Origin of the sequence: Bacillus sp. BD48, assembly GCF_046566805.1 — a bacterium.
GTDB lineage: Bacteria > Bacillota > Bacilli > Bacillales > Bacillaceae > Bacillus > Bacillus safensis.
In genome coordinates this window covers 504,816-521,782 of record NZ_JANGFM010000002.1, presented here as the reverse complement: position 1 = coordinate 521,782, position 16,967 = coordinate 504,816, and the positions used below count along the sequence as shown (strand labels likewise).

11 protein-coding genes are annotated in these 16,967 nt (G+C 36.2%); 3 read left to right on the top strand and 8 right to left on the bottom strand.

Translation table 11 applies throughout. The annotated features are described in order from the left end of the window. Positions 1–2 precede the first annotated feature (2 nt). A complete protein-coding gene (locus ACLGGR_RS07600; protein ID WP_410972984.1) occupies positions 3–2,087 on the bottom strand; it encodes a SpoIID/LytB domain-containing protein in 2,085 nt (694 codons plus the stop codon). A gap of 48 nt (positions 2,088–2,135) precedes the next feature. Then, positions 2,136–2,459, bottom strand: coding sequence for a LytA (locus ACLGGR_RS07595; RefSeq protein WP_251216007.1), 324 nt, complete (start codon positions 2,457–2,459; stop codon positions 2,136–2,138). A 182-nt stretch (positions 2,460–2,641) separates the two neighbouring features. Here ACLGGR_RS07595 and tagU point away from each other — a divergent pair, with 182 nt between their 5' ends. Continuing rightward, entirely contained in the window at positions 2,642–3,562 is a 921-nt protein-coding gene (tagU, locus tag ACLGGR_RS07590; RefSeq protein WP_142945331.1) for a polyisoprenyl-teichoic acid--peptidoglycan teichoic acid transferase TagU, read from the top strand. 233 nt (positions 3,563–3,795) lie between these two features. On the opposite strand, the gene wecB is transcribed toward tagU, so the two are convergent. Beyond that, positions 3,796–4,935, bottom strand: a complete 1,140-nt coding sequence (gene wecB, locus ACLGGR_RS07585) for a non-hydrolyzing UDP-N-acetylglucosamine 2-epimerase (RefSeq protein ID WP_410972822.1) — start codon at positions 4,933–4,935, stop codon at positions 3,796–3,798. Between the two features lie 265 nt (positions 4,936–5,200). On the opposite strand from wecB, the gene galU reads away from it, so the two are divergent. Then, positions 5,201–6,082, top strand: coding sequence for a UTP--glucose-1-phosphate uridylyltransferase GalU (gene galU / locus ACLGGR_RS07580; RefSeq protein WP_008343198.1), 882 nt, complete (start codon positions 5,201–5,203; stop codon positions 6,080–6,082). Between the two features lie 25 nt (positions 6,083–6,107). Here the strand turns inward: galU and tagH are convergent, their stop codons facing one another. After that, positions 6,108–7,712: a teichoic acids export ABC transporter ATP-binding subunit TagH gene (tagH, locus tag ACLGGR_RS07575; RefSeq protein WP_410972821.1), complete on the bottom strand. Its 1,605-nt coding sequence runs from the start codon at positions 7,710–7,712 to the stop codon at positions 6,108–6,110. A 19-nt stretch (positions 7,713–7,731) separates the two neighbouring features. After that, on the bottom strand, positions 7,732–8,559 hold the full coding sequence (locus tag ACLGGR_RS07570) for an ABC transporter permease (protein ID WP_410972820.1): 828 nt from the start codon (positions 8,557–8,559) through the stop codon (positions 7,732–7,734). 312 nt (positions 8,560–8,871) lie between these two features. On the opposite strand from ACLGGR_RS07570, the gene ACLGGR_RS07565 reads away from it, so the two are divergent. Then, positions 8,872–11,877, top strand: a complete 3,006-nt coding sequence (locus ACLGGR_RS07565; protein ID WP_410972819.1) for a CDP-glycerol glycerophosphotransferase family protein — start codon at positions 8,872–8,874, stop codon at positions 11,875–11,877. A 109-nt stretch (positions 11,878–11,986) separates the two neighbouring features. Here the strand turns inward: ACLGGR_RS07565 and ACLGGR_RS07560 are convergent, their stop codons facing one another. From ACLGGR_RS07560 to tagD, 3 genes are all read right to left on the bottom strand, one after another. Next, a complete protein-coding gene (locus tag ACLGGR_RS07560; protein WP_410972818.1) occupies positions 11,987–14,239 on the bottom strand; it encodes a CDP-glycerol glycerophosphotransferase family protein in 2,253 nt (750 codons plus the stop codon). Between the two features lie 86 nt (positions 14,240–14,325). Next, positions 14,326–16,359, bottom strand: coding sequence for a glycosyltransferase (locus ACLGGR_RS07555; protein ID WP_410972817.1), 2,034 nt, complete (start codon positions 16,357–16,359; stop codon positions 14,326–14,328). 90 nt (positions 16,360–16,449) lie between these two features. Beyond that, a complete protein-coding gene (gene tagD, locus ACLGGR_RS07550; protein WP_008343212.1) occupies positions 16,450–16,839 on the bottom strand; it encodes a glycerol-3-phosphate cytidylyltransferase in 390 nt (129 codons plus the stop codon). Positions 16,840–16,967 lie beyond the last annotated feature (128 nt).

Genomic DNA, 16,967 nt, shown 5'->3' with positions numbered 1-16,967 from the left:
TTTTAATTTGTTGTTAATTTTGTACCCGGATAATAGAATGACAAAATGCTTGAGTATGTGCTTCCTGATTCAGCTCTCATTTTCGCTCCATATTGACTCATCCCAACTCCATGTCCATATCCTTTTCCTGTGATAGTGAAATCATTGGTGTTGTTCTTCACTGAAGCATATGTGCTTTTTAAATTAGCGGCACCAAGTATAGATCTAAATTCAGTCATTTTAAAGCTAAGTGTCGCTGATTTATTCATACTATAGGTCCCCGTTTTATTTTTTAAGTGATAGCTGACTTGCAGAGAGGCTGTTTTTGCTCTCTTTCCTTTTGTTGTCCCAGAAAAGGTAACGTTGGAAATTTTAGCGATCTTGATGTCTGAAGCTGACGTTTCTTTATTTTTTAGAATCCAGCTCTTCAAACCTTGCAACTGACTTGCATTTGTTTCTGTTGTATTGCTCCACCAAGATGCTGGTGCTGACGTGCTGAGCGATGTACTCAATTGTGTTTTTGATAGTTTAAGTGTCCAAGCATTTACTGGATCTTTTGAATCTGCTTTAGCGACCAGATAAGGAAATGCACTTGACCACACTTCTTCACTAGCCTCAGTGTAGCCCCCATTACTAGAATAATAGGTTGCAGAAATCAGACTATTATTATATTTTAATACCTTGCCTTTTGTAGCATCTACAGCTTTCGTAGAGTTTGTAGACCAGTTGTATCCGCCGTATACTTGGAATGCTGTTGTATCTGGCACAACCTTACCTATACTGCTAACAGAATATGTACGTGCTGCAACAGCCTGTGCTTTTAATGCCTCAACATGCCAGCTTGCTGGCATTTCATTCGGGACAACCCCTTTAAGATAATCTTCAAAAGGGATGTTTTCATTTGTTGGTCGAATATAGCCTGATTCTACAGCAAAATTCATGTTCCCCAAGTATGCTTTCCCAGCAACTCGAATGACATTTGCAGTTGAATATTTCTCTGGAACAACCCTTACTGAGGAGCCAAACGTCTTGATGCCTTTCATTGAAATTTTCCCGTTAGAAACATTCAATTCATAATCCTTATTATTCTTCAAATAAAATTCTTTGGATAATTTTTCTTGTAAACTTGCTGAAATAGATTTTGTTCCACCAGACAGTTGGAACGAGTGCGTCCCCTGTTTTTTGACAACTGATGTCACTGGTGATGTTAGACTATTTTCTTTTACAAGTACCATAGGGCTGTTGTTCTTGGCTGCTAAAAGTGAAAATGTAATAGCATCTGTAAAGATAGATCCATTTGCTAGGTATAGCTTATCAGCATTCATGTTTAATCCAGTTACAATATTTGCTGAGACCTCATATCTATTTGCTCCACCTATTCTTTTCACTGTGGACGTTTTTTTAATTTCAGATTCAACTTTTTTACTAACACTCTTTTCTCCACCAACAATGACAACATTTTTTGGGAGTTTGTAAGTTGGTAAGCTGTCTTTCTTCGTTAACAGAATAGGATAGCCGTTTCTTGCAGCATATGGAGTTACTGAAGCACTGTCAGTAAAAATGCTTCCTGTTGCCACAACAGCTTGACTATAGTTCCCCATCTCTTTTGCGATATTTTGTGAAACAGCATAACGGGATTTACCACTGATTCTTTTGATCTTTCCGTATTTCTTCAGTGTTTTCTCTGTCGCTGAAGAAACACTTGTTGTCCCACCGATAATGAGAATATTGTCAGGACTCATTTTTGCAATTTGCTTTTCAGTGGTTTTTGTCAATTTTTCAGCATTCGTATATAAAATAGGTGCATTTAACTTATAGGCTAAAGGTGTTGCGGAAATAGCATCTGCAAACGCATCACGATTTACAATAACGATTGTAGAGGGATTTTTCCAACCTGCCGAAGCAATATTATTGGCTACCTCGTAACGATTCTTACCATCATAACGGGCAATTGAAGATACATTTGTACCAGTCACTTTGTATAAGCCGGATGATGATATGTTAAAGCTGGTTTTATTTCCAACATAGTTTGATAATTTAACAGAAATTGTTGAGCTTGCTGCTGCTGCATCATTTGAAATGAATACAAACAAAAGAAAGATAAACATTGTAAAAGCTAGACTCAATTTTTTCAATTTTACGATCCCACCGTCTCTCTATTGAACTTTTTCAATCTTTTGAATCTCTTTTTGACCACTGTCATTAATAATGTAAGAGATTTCTACTGTGTCTCCTGGTTTAAATTCATTTAACACATCTTTAAAATTATCCGTAAATTCATAGCTTAAGGTCGTATTCACTTTTTTTACTTCGACTGTATGTGCATCAGCCATTCCAATAAATTCAGCCTTCTCTTCCAGTACCTGAGGAGTTGAACTGCTTGTCTTGTTTTCTCCTGAGGACTGCTCAGCCGTTCCACATGCTGTGAGCACGATACCTAGTAGCAGTATTAAGAACGGTAAAACGACGATTTTCTTCATTTTTTTCACCTCATGTCTTTGTATCGTCTTATAACTTATTATTTTAAGGTAAATTTAAGGTTTTTTGAAACCTTTTTTTTGTTACAACGTCTATATCTAGGTTCAGAGTAAAAAAATAACTTGTTTATCAAGATTCGTAAACCTATAATCATGGAAGAATCATAGAAAAGGTGAGGGACATTATGAGAGCTGAGAGAAAAAGAAAGAAAAAAAAGGTTCTTTGGATTGTTTTATCGATTATTGGCTTATTCGTATTAGCAACTGGCGGATACGCATATCATCTTTGGAACACAGCAGCATCGACCGTCGCAGGCATTCAGGAGAATTTAAAGAAGTCAGATAAGCGTGACAAAGATGTCGATTTAAGTAAGAAAGACCCGATTTCTATTTTAGTCATGGGTGTCGATGAACGAAAAAATGACCGAGGCCGTGCAGATACATTAATATACATGACAGTAAATCCGAAAACGAAAACGACCGAGATGGTGAGCATCCCGCGTGATACGTATACAAAGATTGTCGGAAAAGGCACAATGGATAAAATCAACCATTCCTATGCATTCGGCGGTACACAAATGGCAGCAGATACTGTCGAGGAACTGCTTGATGTACCTGTTGATTACTTCGTTAAAGTCAATATGGAAAGCTTTAAGGATATTGTCGATACACTTGGCGGTATTACGGTGAACAGCACGTTTGCATTTAGCTATGACGGCCATTCATTTGGTACAGGAGAGATTAACCTGAATGGGGATCAAGCCCTTGCTTATACAAGAATGAGAAAGCAAGATCCAAAGGGTGATTTCGGACGTCAGCAAAGACAGCGTCAGGTCATTGAAGGCATCATGGCAAAAGGTGCCAACATTTCATCTATAACGAAATTCGGCGATATGTTCAAAGTCGTAGAAAACAATATGAAGACAAACATGTCATTTGACGATATGTGGACGATGATGAATGATTATCGTGATGCAAGACAGCATGTAAAACAGCACGAACTGAAAGGGTCAGGCACACGTATCAATAACATTTATTACTACCAGCTTGATGACAGCAGCCTTGCGAATGTTAAGAAGGAATTGAAGGAAAGTTTAGAGCAGTAAAAAGAAGACTACAGAAATGTAGTCTTCTCAGATTGTTGACAAAGGGCTAAAATGATTTTTATTTTAGCCCTTTGTCTTCTTTTCAGCGTGGTAGAAAACCTTTGCAGTCTAGGAAGAACGAGCACTGGCGCGGAGCGAATTTGACATTCGTGAGCACCAGCGCGCAGGACTGACAACGAATGCGAGGGTTTGTCTACACGCTGAGAAGACTACAGAAATGTAGTCTTCTTTTTTTATGATTGAAATGGAACTGGTTTTTCTTCACTTAATCCAAAACGATGGAGAAGCTCTTCGACAATTCGTTTTGACGCTTGTCCATCACCATATGGATTAGACGCCTTCGACATGTTGTCGTACTCTTTCTGATCGACTAGCAGCTGTTTTGCCATGTTGTAAATGGTCTCCTCATCTGTACCTGCAAGCTTAAGTGTGCCAGCTTTCACGCCTTCAGGGCGTTCTGTTGTATCACGCAGCACTAATACTGGCTTCCCTAGAGAAGGCGCCTCCTCTTGTACACCGCCAGAATCCGTTAATATAAAGTGTGAGTTAGCAGCGAAGTTATGGAAATCAACGACTTCGAGCGGCTCAATTAAGTGCACACGATCAAGATCACTGAATTCTGTCTGAGCCGCATCACGAACAGCGGGGTTTAAATGTACAGGGTATACAACCTGAACATCTTCAAACTCTTCTACAACACGTCTAATCGCTCTAAACATGTTTTTCATCGGCTGGCCGAGATTTTCTCTGCGATGAGCCGTTAACAAGATCATTTTATCTGTACCAATTTTCTCTAAAATAGGGTGTTGATACTGCTCTGTAACCGTTGTTTGCAATGCGTCAATCGCAGTATTCCCTGTCACAAAAATGGTTTCTTCTTTTTTATTTTCAATTAAAAGATTCTGCTTCGCCTCATTTGTAGGAGCAAAATGAATATCGGCAATCGTGCCTGTCATTTGTCGGTTCAATTCCTCAGGGAACGGCGAGTATTTATTGTGTGTTCTTAAACCCGCTTCAACGTGACCGACTGAAATTTGGTGGTAGAATGCAGCCAAGCTTCCTGCAAAGGTTGTTGTTGTATCTCCATGAACTAACACAATATCAGGCTTTTCTTCTTGGAATAATTGATCTAGTTTCAATAGTGCATTTGATGTGATTTCAGATAATGTCTGGCGCTGCTTCATGATGTTTAAATCATGATCTGGCGTAATATCAAAAGCTTTTAGCACTTGATCAAGCATTTGTCGATGTTGAGCCGTCACAGTAACTGAAGATTTAATTTGTGGATGTTTTTTCAGCTCAAGGACAAGGGGTGCCATTTTAATCGCTTCAGGCCTCGTCCCGAATACAGTCATTACATGTAATGTTTTCAATAGTCGATGCCTCTTTTCTTCTCAATTCATTATATGTTGTTCATTATACAAAAGAATAAGAACGAATCCTAATCATTCTATTCGTAATCTTTACATCACCTTTACTCTTTTCAACATAAATATTTACACAAGTTCTTTACAATTGGTTTTAAATCTTTCTCGTAAATCATTTGTCATTTCTATCATTTGTAAGTTACACTTTATGAAGGATGAAAAATGAAGGTCACATCATTTTTTTCTATATGTAAGGAAGGTGCAAAGTTCATTGAAAAAAGTACGTAAAGCCATAATACCAGCTGCAGGTCTTGGGACACGTTTCCTCCCTGCAACAAAAGCGATGCCTAAAGAAATGCTGCCAATCGTTGATAAACCAACCATTCAATATATTATTGAAGAAGCTGTTGAATCAGGAATCGAAGACATTATTATCGTCACTGGAAAAGGAAAAAGAGCCATTGAGGATCATTTTGATTTTGCACCAGAGCTAGAGCGCAATCTTGAGGAAAAGGGAAAGAGCGAGCTTTTAGAAAAAGTGAGAAAATCCTCTAACATTGCTGACATCCATTACATACGTCAAAAAGAGCCTAAAGGACTCGGACACGCCGTTTGGTGCGCACGCAACTTTATCGGTGATGAGCCTTTTGCTGTTTTATTAGGTGATGACATTGTTCAAGCCGAAACACCTGGGCTGCGCCAGCTGATGGATGAATACGAAAAAACTCTTTCATCTGTCATCGGTGTTCAGCAAGTGGCAGACAGCGATACGCATCGCTACGGGATCATCGACCCTCTTACACAAGAAGGACGCCGCTATCAAGTCAAAAACTTTGTTGAAAAGCCGCCGCAAGGAACAGCACCATCGAACCTAGCCATCTTAGGGCGCTATATTTTCACGCCAGAGATTTTTATGTACCTCGATCAGCAAGAGATTGGCGCAGGCGGAGAGATTCAACTGACAGATGCCATTCAAAAGCTAAATGACATACAGCGCGTATTCGCCTATGATTTCGAAGGGAAACGATACGATGTCGGCGAAAAGCAGGGATTCATTGAAACGACGCTTGAGTTTGCTCTTCAGGATGAAGAATTAAAAAAGAAACTCATTCCATTTATGAAACAGCTTCTCGAAAAAGAGGAAGTAAATTAAAAAAGCTGCCGGCTTCGGCAGCTTTTTATTTGATCAACGAAATAGTCAGTGTATGCTGTTCATTATCAATGACAAACAGGTTGTTTTCGCCCTTCACTGCGAATTTTGTTCGTTTCTCATTCATCCAGACATTCTGTTCTGTCAGCCCAAGTGTGGAAGGTGAGATGGGCATGATCTCACGGAACACCATCGTATTCGCCTGACTATTTTCAATCACATAATCGGTTTTTTCAGTGGTCAGCCGCTCAATGGTATCGCCTTGTTCACTTTTGACCGAGCTAAGTGTTTGCATTCTTTGCTTCAGCACAGACTCTTCTTTACCAAGGAAAGAAAGTAAATACTCATACGAACCTGCAGATGCGGGTGATACGTAGGAATTAAACTGTGCTGGCCCGATGGATAATGGCTTCAATTCATCTGCGCTTTGCAGCGTATCAGGTTTCACATAATACATCTCTGATGCTGTTTTGATTTGAACAGCTTGTTTATTTTTAGCCACAGCCTTTACTTCTTGACCGAACGATAATGTGACGTCTGCCTTTTTTTTCATGGCTTTGTCTGTATAAACCGTCATTGGATCAGCTGTGACTATGGCCTGTTGATCAATCTTTTTCATGTCATCAGGGGCGCCTTTCGTCTCTTGATTCGTTGACTGAGGAGTCTCTGTTTTACCTGAAGGAATTGCACCAAATGTCGCCAATGTACGAAGCGGACGATCCGAAAACATGGAAAGGGCAAGCAAGATGGTTAAAACAGCTATAATGGTGACTTGAAACGCCGGTCCAAAAAATGAACGTCGTTTCCCAGTGTCATTATACCTCGTGACCTTCTCTGTCTTTTGTAGGCCTTTTCGACCTTCCTTGTGTTCTAACTGATATTTTTGTTTCTCTTTCTTGGAAAGCTTGTTAAACCAATCAACAAACTCTTTGTACTCTTTCACAACCTTTTTCGTATCATCAAACATACGAAGTTCACCATAATGCATCCAAGCAACCCGATCACAGATTTTTTGGATTTGACTAATGGAATGACTGACAAAAAAGATCGTCTTTCCTTGTTCTTTGAATTCGGTGATGCGATCCACACATTTTTGATAGAAGGTTTGGTCTCCAACAGACAGCGCTTCATCAATAATGAGGATATCTGGATCAATATGTGCGGAAATGGCAAAACCAAGACGGGATTTCATCCCGCTTGAATAACTTTTTACAGGCTGATCAATAAAGTCTCCAATATCAGCAAACTCTACGATTTTTTCATAAAGATCGTCAATTTCCTTATTTGTTAGACCCATCATTAAGCATTTTAAACGAATATTGTCTTTACCGCTTAACTGATTGTTCAGCCCTGCCGCAATGGCAATTAACGAAGGCTGTCCGTCCATATCAATCTCACCGCTTGTCGGGGGAATGATTTTCGCCAGAAGGTTCGACATCGTGGATTTACCAGACCCGTTGATCCCCACGAAACCAATCGTCTCTCCTTCATAGACATCAAAGGACACATCACGAACAGCAAAGAAACCTTTTTCATTTTTATTAGGTAAAAACAGCCCTTTGATCTTGTCCGACTGTTTTTTATATAAGACGTATTGCTTGGATACGTTTCGAAACGAAACCTTTAGTTTCATCGTATAATCTCCTTACTTTTTAAAGAAAATCGACAAATTTATCCCTGAATTTCATATGCAGCAATGAACCGACTGTTAAAAGAAGAAGCGTAATCAGCCAGAAATAAAGTGTATATTTCACATCATGGAAGAACCATTCTCCCTTTAACAAGCTATTTCTGAAACCATCAATAATGTAGAAAAGAGGATTCAGTCTTAAAATATCTCCTATCCACGCTTTGTCTCCAGTGAGCTTCTCTGAGATATTCCAAAAAATCGGCAGCAAAAAGAAAAGCAAACGTGTCACTGATTGTAAAAGAAATTGATAGTCTCTTACAAGTACACTAATTGTTGAATTAAACAAACTAAACGAAAACATAAACGCGATCATACATAAAAGGTAGTAAATATATTGTAGCCAATGCGCGTCAGGATATATGCCATAAGAAATCAGCACAATGAGATAGACACCCATCATGACAAAATAGCTGAATAAGTTGGACATAATGACCACAGACGGCAGCGCACTAATCGGAAAATTCATTTTGGATACCATATTAATGCGTTTAAACACACTATTTGATCCATCAAGAATCGTCGGACTAATGAAGAACCACGGTATTAATCCGGCAAGCATCCAGATGATAAATGGAACCTCCATGCCTCCGATAACAATTGGCTGTCCTCCGCGAATTCCTAAACCAAAAACAAACCAGTAAGCCAGCATTTGAATCAACGGATTTAAAAATTGCCATAAAACACCTAAATAATTCATCTGATATTTTGATTTTGTTTCATAAATAGCAAGCCGCATAATCAGCGGAAATGAGCTGATTTGCTCCTTCAATATCGTCAACATTGCGTTCATTGTTATCTTCCTTAGAAAAAATTTTGAGTACCATTAAAATTAAAAGCACCGCTCATAATTGTAACAGATGTTGTTTATTTTTTCACTTTAAAGTCAAAACAAAGATGCTATCCTACATAAGTACAGGAATTATTTGCTTGATCATATGATATCAACAAATTTGGGATGATATTTACATTTCAGAATAATGTATGTTAAACTATTTTGACTATATGATCAGATCCACTTAACTTATTATCCATTTTATAGTTATTCAGTATTATTTTTACTATTATAAAGTATATTATTAACTAGATTTTAAGGAGAGAGACTATGGTTTCTTTAGAAAGTATTTTAACTAGTGACTCTATCTTATCTTTGTTTATACATTCATATGATGAAAAAGACCTAAAAACAATACATTTCATTCGTGATAATCAATCATTTGATTTCCCTCTACAGCAGAATAAAGATGGTTTTTACGTGGCCGAAATACGTGCTAAAGACATTCTCCCTCTAAAAGGCTCTTCTTTCAGTATCTTTGTAGCAGACGGATCGGGAACACTTTCTCAGCTACAATATGCCGCTCATCACAAATGGCAAAGGAAAATACTGCATAGAGATTTAGCTGTTCTAATTAAAAGAACAAGTAATGAGAATTTACAAACGAAAATAACCTTCGAAGTTTTAAATGCTAGAAAAAGAACAAGCTTATACAAAACAAATGCGATAGATTTCACGCTTGAGAATTATAATCTAACAATGAATGGTGTTTCAAACATTTTAGACATAGATACCCCATTAGATCAAAGGAAATTCTTTATCGCTCTTCATAGAGTACCTTCAAAAGATAAAATATTATTTCCTGTTGATTCAATTTCAGAAGATGGAAAGTGGTCTACTAACCTAAACTTAACATCACTTAGCCTTCATACTATATATGAGGGCATCTGGCAAATCCATTTTTATGAAGAAATAGAAGGTAAATTATTAGGATCATTCATCAAAACCCAATTAAAATTAAACTTTTTAAACTCATTTAAAACAGCCGATGACCTTTTTATTTGTCAATTCAAAAAGAAAAACAATGGATTAATTGTAGATGTAAAGCAGGAGAGCATGCTCGTTTCTTTTAAAGAGAGCTACATTCAAAACCAGACTATGCATGCGCAGATATCTATACCAAAAGAACAATTAGCTTTATTAGATGATCATGTTTCCGAAATTCGTATGATAAACATTCACGATACAAACAACAGTATTTTAATTAAAGTGAAACGTATGAATGATGAAGATTTTATTTTAAAGATCCCTTTTAAACATATCATTGAAACATTACAGCAAGGTAGTCAGAAGCAATCCGACTGGCTCTTTTTATTAACGAACAAAAAAAACCATAAAACAGTTTTTGCCAAATTATCAAATAACCCATTAACTTTTGATGAAAATAACGTTCTTAATATTTTTGAGAAAGTTCCTTTTGAAGTAGGATTACATCGAAATGCTAACCAAAACTTAAGTTTTACAGTTAGGAAAGCAAGAACTGTCAGAAATCTTTATCAAGTAAAGAAATCTCGTGGTCATCATTTAAAAATTGAAGGCGCTGCTATTTTAAGAGGTTTAGAGATGCCTCATCCAAATACTGTGAAGCGAACGTTGGTCTTAAAAGAACGCACATCGTTACAAGAAATATCTGTCCCCGTACAAAATAAAAAGGACTTAACCTTTGCTTATCATTATAAACGGGACAAGAAAGACTACACTTATTGTGGTTTTAAAGTAATGCTTGATACTACCACACTCCCTGAAACCAAAGGTGTTTGGGATTTCTTTATTAGATTTGATACAGACCAATTTACATTTGATAGACGTCTAGGTTTTGTTAAGTACACTTATAAGAAAGACAAATATCTTTCTATTACTAAATATACTAGTAACGATGATAATAAAATTTTCAACTTCTCTTCAACGACACCTAAAGGGAATTTAAAACTAGAAGTTCTTCCTTTTACATCCACAATCTCTGAGGATCAAATTAGCGAAAATCGAGAAGAAATTTGGATTATAGGTGAAAGACCCGATACTGCTCAAGATACAGGTTATCACTTTTTCAAATATTGCAGAGAAAAACACCCTGATAAGGAAGTCTATTATGCAATAGAAGAAGGAAGTAAAGATATTCGAAATATTGAACACCTTGGAAATGTACTGACAATTGGTTCAGCTGAACATATTGAAAAAACATTACAAGCCACACATTTTATCGGCTCTCATGACTTAGAATATTTTCTTCCTTTCAAAATACCACAGTATCAACATACTAAGAAAGCAAAAAGAATCTTTTTGCAACACGGTGTAATGGGGAGAAAATCCGCTGAATATCATCGATTCTTCTATCAATATCCTTTTCATATAGTTTGTGTCAGCTCGGTTTATGAAAAGAAAATGATGATGGATCATTTTGGTTACAAGGAATCAGAGGTTAAGGTGACTGGCTTATCAAGATTTGATCATTTAGCTAATTCTAAGACAACAGATCATAATGGTGATAGAGAAATTTTAATCATGCCAACATGGAGAGAATGGCTCAATACAGAAGAAACTTTCTTAAAATCGGATTATTACGAGAAGTATATTTCAATTCTAAAAGATGAAAAACTGCATCAAGAATTAAAAAAACATAGAGTGAAACTATTATTTTATCCACATTATCGAATGCAGCCGTATATCTCTTATTTCAACAAATATAAGAGTGATGTAGTTTCTATTTTGGAATTGGGTGAAGTAAACGTTCAAGAATTATTAATGAGAGCCTCTCTCCTTATTACTGATTATTCTAGTGTGTCATTTGATGTCAGTTTTATGAAAAAACCAGTGATATATTATCATTTTGATTTTGAAGAATTTTTCAATAAGGGTATTTTAAGAAGTAAGGAAGAAACTTTTCTAGGTGAAATTGTAGAGGATCAAACAAGCTTAGTTAGTGAGATTATTCATACAATTCATAATGGTTTCCAAGAAAAAGGATTTGTCGAAGAAAGAAGAGATTTAATTCTAACGTACACTGATAACAAAAACTGCGAAAGAATTTTTAATGAAATTTCTTCTTTAAAAGATGATCATTATTCAATAATCGCTTCCTTAACAAGGATTTCTAAAAACACTCTTCAAAATATAAAGGTAGCAACCATACAAACATTAGTGCGAAATTACGTATTCACGATAAGTGTCAAAAAAATAAAGATGTTAAAAAATAAAGCTCGAAAAAATCTCAATTCTCTTAAAAGATTTAAGAGATATCTAAAAAGGACCATACAAAAAAAAAATTTTTCTAGCTAGTAAGTATGATTAATCTTTGTTATAAACGAATCTTCATTTTTATTTAAAAGACAAGAAAAACACCTATAAGTTGATTTTATCAACTTATAGGTGTTTTTTATTTATTTGACTATTTATCAAACACTACTTCCACCACACGCTTCGATGACTCTCCGCTCTCTAAATAGCAGAATTTCTCATAAAACGGTGCGAATGCAGCTGGTAATGTAAAGGTCGGCTGTTCTGTTTTTCTTACCCATTCAATCACGCTTGATGTCTCTTTCACAAGCGGTCCTGGTGCTTCTTGTTCAAAGTCGAAGTAGAAGCCTCTCAATTTGTCACGATATGTTTCGATGTCTGGTACATAGAACAGCATCGGACGTTTGAGGTTTGCATAATCAAAGAACACAGATGAGTAATCTGTGATGAGCAAATCAGAAATCATATAAAGGTCTCTAATGTCTTCGTAATGAGAGAAGTCATAGGCAAAGCCTTCATACGGCCCTAAATCAAAGTTTTCAGCAACTAGATAGTGCATACGCAGAATGATAATATATTCATCTCCGATAGCAGCTCTCAGCTCATGCAGATCAAGGTCTAAATCAAATTTGTACTGCCCTTTTTTGTAAAATTGATCATCTCTCCATGTCGGTGCATATAAGATCAATTTTTTATCCAGCGGCAGGTTCATTTTTTGTTTCAGTACTCTCATCGTTTCTTCATTGTTCTGATTGTGAAGGAAGTCATTTCTCGGATATCCTGATTCAATCATGGTCTTTTGAAATTGGAACGCACGTGTAAAGATTTCAGTCGAGTAGGCATTAGGAGAAATGAGATAATCCCAATTCGATGCTTCTTTCGTAAAATTCTTTTTGTATTTCTTCGTGTTTGTTCCAGGCATATGCACCTCGTCCATGTCCATTGCCAGTCGTTTTAACGGCGTACCATGCCAAGTCTGCAAGTATGTTGTGTGATCTGGCTTTGGAACCCATAGCGGCAAACGGCTGTTTACAACCCAATACTCAGCTCTTGCCATCGCAAAGATCCATTTCAATGAAAGACGATTGATATAGTAGATGCCTTTTTCCTTAAACGGTGCTTCATGACCCTTTTTAACGCTCCAGATCAGCGTATATTCAGGGTGATTTTCTTTCATATACTCATAAATCCCACGCGGGTTACAACTGAATTGTTTTCCATTAAAGCTTTCAAATACAACGGTTTTCTTTTTCACAGACAGCTTACTCGCCAGCTTAAAGGTCGTTTTAAACGTTCTTGTCACAAGGCGGTTACGGACTTTCTTGACTTTGCCGATCTGCTTTTTGAATTTCTTCCATTTGCTTTTGACGTAATACTTGGCACGTGTTTTCATTGTGTAATCATTAATACGGATGCCAAGCGTTTGTCTTTTTTTCTTTCGGTACACTTCATATCGAATCGGTACCTTGTTCTTCTTTTGTATTTGGACGAGTCCCTTTAATTGTTTAGATCGATCTCCAAACACAAGAGATGGTGTTGTTAAAGTCTCCTCTGTTCCATTAACTTCACATATAAATTCGAAATACATTCTATAATTATATCTCTTATCTGTAGAATAGGTTAATTCGTCTAAAGGTACTTCAACATTGAATGGAAATATTTCTGGCATTTCCCCATCCGTTCTATAACCATTAATATCATTTTTGGGCTGATAGTTTACAGGGAACCGATGTTCAACTTCGTCCCTTTTGAACAGAATTTGAATTTTTTTGATTCGATAAGAGTGCTCAGCACTTATGACACCACAATATCCACTGACTGTAAGAACATTGGTCTCATCAAGTGATAGGTGACTCGTTTTCGTGATCTTCATCTCTCGCTTGATCTTAATAGAAGCATTACCTTTATCTGTACGATATGGTACAGCAAGGAGCAGCGTGTTTTTATTTTCTATGAAGCAGAGTTCAGACATTTCCACATCCAGCTTTAGACGACACTTATAATATGGATTGTCATTTTCACTTATGACTTTGCCTTCTTCCTCTTCTAATTCAGCCTCTTCGTCATCTCCATCTGAATCATATGAGGAGTCTTCGGTTTCATCTTCGCTCTCACTACTATCCATCATTCCAGAAAAATCCGTCACATACAAATTATACGTTTGGCCTTGTTCCATTTTATTCGGGAAAGAATCTTCATGAATCTCTATTTCAAACTGATTTTCCTCTAGATGTTTAAGAGGAAGGTAAACTTCCTGCTTTGAGACCCTTTCTCTCATGAGCAAGTAAAATAATCGACCCTCTAATGGTCTCTCATCATCTATCCTTAACAAAATTCTTATTTTTTGGTCGTCGTTCTTTAAACTCTCAACGACACTTTTCTTCTGAACCGTCTCTTCAATCATTAATCATTTATCTCCTCTGTTCATCAAAATCTTATTCTCTTCTCATACTTATAACACGATGTATAGTAAATAAAAGTTTCTATAAATTATTTATTCACCTTCCAAGAATAATTCCCTTTAATTGTCTTGTAAGAAACACCGTCAACTTTGGACACATCTTTTTCATTAAGCACATTCTCGGCAATTGGTAAACGCTTAATGATTTCATTGTATTCTTCGTCTCTCATTCTAAGATAGAAATCAACATATTTTGTTTTGTTACGTTTCAATGCCTCTTGTATGGATGCATGTCCAATAGGAAATGATACCTTTAAATTTTCGACTTCTTTAGAGAACAGCTCAGCGTGGTTGTGCCGATCATAACCGACAAGTTCTAATATAACCTTATTTTGTTTTTCAATAATACCTTTCATTTGAAAATCTAACGAAAGAACATGATGCTGAACATCAATTCCTACTAATTTAAAATGAATGGGCTTTATCATCCGTTTAATTTGGTCTCTTTTTTCTCGAACTTCTATCATTTTGTGAAGTGCCTTTGTCCAGTTTTCATAATAGTTAGGGATTGAATATATCTCTGCAATCTCCTGACAATTTTCTGAAAAAATCTGATACTGTTCATCGTTTTTCAACAATTCAATGATTTTGTTAGCTAGCTGTTTCACTTCATACTGCTCAACAACAAAGCCATTCACATTATTTTTAACAAGCGTGCTAGCACCATAATCATAGTTATACGTAATCACAGGGCAATTGTTAACAATTGATTCCATGATAGATAATGGACAGCCTTCAAAGACAGAGGTAGAAATAGACATTCTAGCTGTTCTAAATTCAGCATCGGGATTTTGTGTGAATCCTTTTAAAAAGACATTCTGTTCTAAATTTAATCTTTTAATTTCTTGTTTTAGCTGCTTTTCTTGAGGACCTGAACCAAAGATTTCAAGCCTAGCATTTGGTACTTCTTTTATGACAAATTGAAACGAACGAATGGCATCCTTGACATTTTTTATTTTGGTTAATCTGGCCATCATCAGAACCTTATATGGATCAGCAATATAGTGATCTTGTACTTGATGTGACGAGCGATCTAATGTATGTGGCGTTAAAAAGAATATATTTTGATGACCGAATTGTTTCTCTACGTCTTTTTTTTGCTCTTCGGTGATAAAGAAAACGGCATCTACTTTTTGTTTTTTTATTTGTGTAAATAATTCATTATAATCAGTACGTAATTCTGTCTTTTCTGTTTCATAGTGTTTACTGTGAATAATTGCTGAGAAGTAAGAAGAACTTCTTTTTTTTAATTGAAACACATACTTATCCTGCTTCCGACTATCAACTAAAAAGAGTTTTTTTCGATCATTTCTATACTGAATAGTCGTAAGCCACTCTTGTCTTAATGCTTTTTCACTTTTAAAGGTCTTCATCCCTTCATGGGAATACCATATGATGTCCCTCAATTTACTTTTAGAATCTTCTTTGAGATCAGCATACTCTTTTTTCATATAAATATATGTGTGTTCATAAATGAATAATTCTCGATAGACATTGCCAGTTTCCTGAGAAAAGTAGGAAACTTTATGCAACTGTCCTTGTGAATTATATTCCTCTCTTTTCTCCAATTGTTGATTAGGATAAAAATAATCAATCATCTCTATTTGATTTGATTTTTCATTCCTAATAAAACGAACAGACTGATCTTCATGATCAAATACCACTTTATTGATATTGTCAGCGTGATAAGATGGCACATACTGTTCCTTTGGTTTACCATTTGGAATAAGGAAATCTATATACATATTTTGAATTTTTGTCATTTTAGGATCCACTATCTGTTTGTCAATGATCCCTTTCACTTTCCGAGGAAATTCTTGATCATATGAAAAGGTTAAAAAATGAGATGAAATATTCTTTAACCCAAATAGGTTCGCACGTAACAATAACGATTTTGTCATACCACCATATTTTTCTTTAATTCTTCCAGTAATAAAGTAATACTCCATATCAGGAATTTTCAAGTGTTGTTGCGGTTGACTTTGATTATTTTCATGTGTTTTTTTTCTAAGCTTGTTAAACCATTTTCGGATCAAAACACTCAACCTTTCAATGTTGTCCATTTATTCCATCGATATTTAAATAAATTTTTTATGAATATGTTAACATAAAAAAGTACTTCTCACCAAAAGACAAGAAGTACTATCTTAATATTAAAGTCCCGCAATTTCTTCCTTAATTTGTGTTGTCGAGATGCCTTCTGTTCTCTTCAAGTATACGACTTCGCAATGTTCTTTTAAGAAATCGAATTTACCTTCCCAGTCATCTCCCATGACAAACACATCAATATCGTGCTCTTGCACGTCACGGACTTTTTGATCCCAGCTGTTTTCTGGAATGACTTCGTCTACATAACGAATGGTTTCAAGAATCAGCTTTCTATGCTCGTAGCTGTGATAAGCTTTTTTTGATTTTTGTAAATTAAACTCGTCTGTAGAGATGGCCACCACTAAGTAATCTCCAAGCTGCTTTGCACGTTCTAGCAGCTTAATGTGCCCCCAGTGTAATAAATCAAATGTACCGTAAGTTATAACTTTCTTCATTGCAAACATAAACTCCTTTCTTCAATCCTTATTCGACTGCATTCGTGCAGTAATTTATCCGTAATTCTGTGATATTCGATTCGTTCTTCGGAACCTCATTATATCACAGCGCCCACCAAACGTTAAGC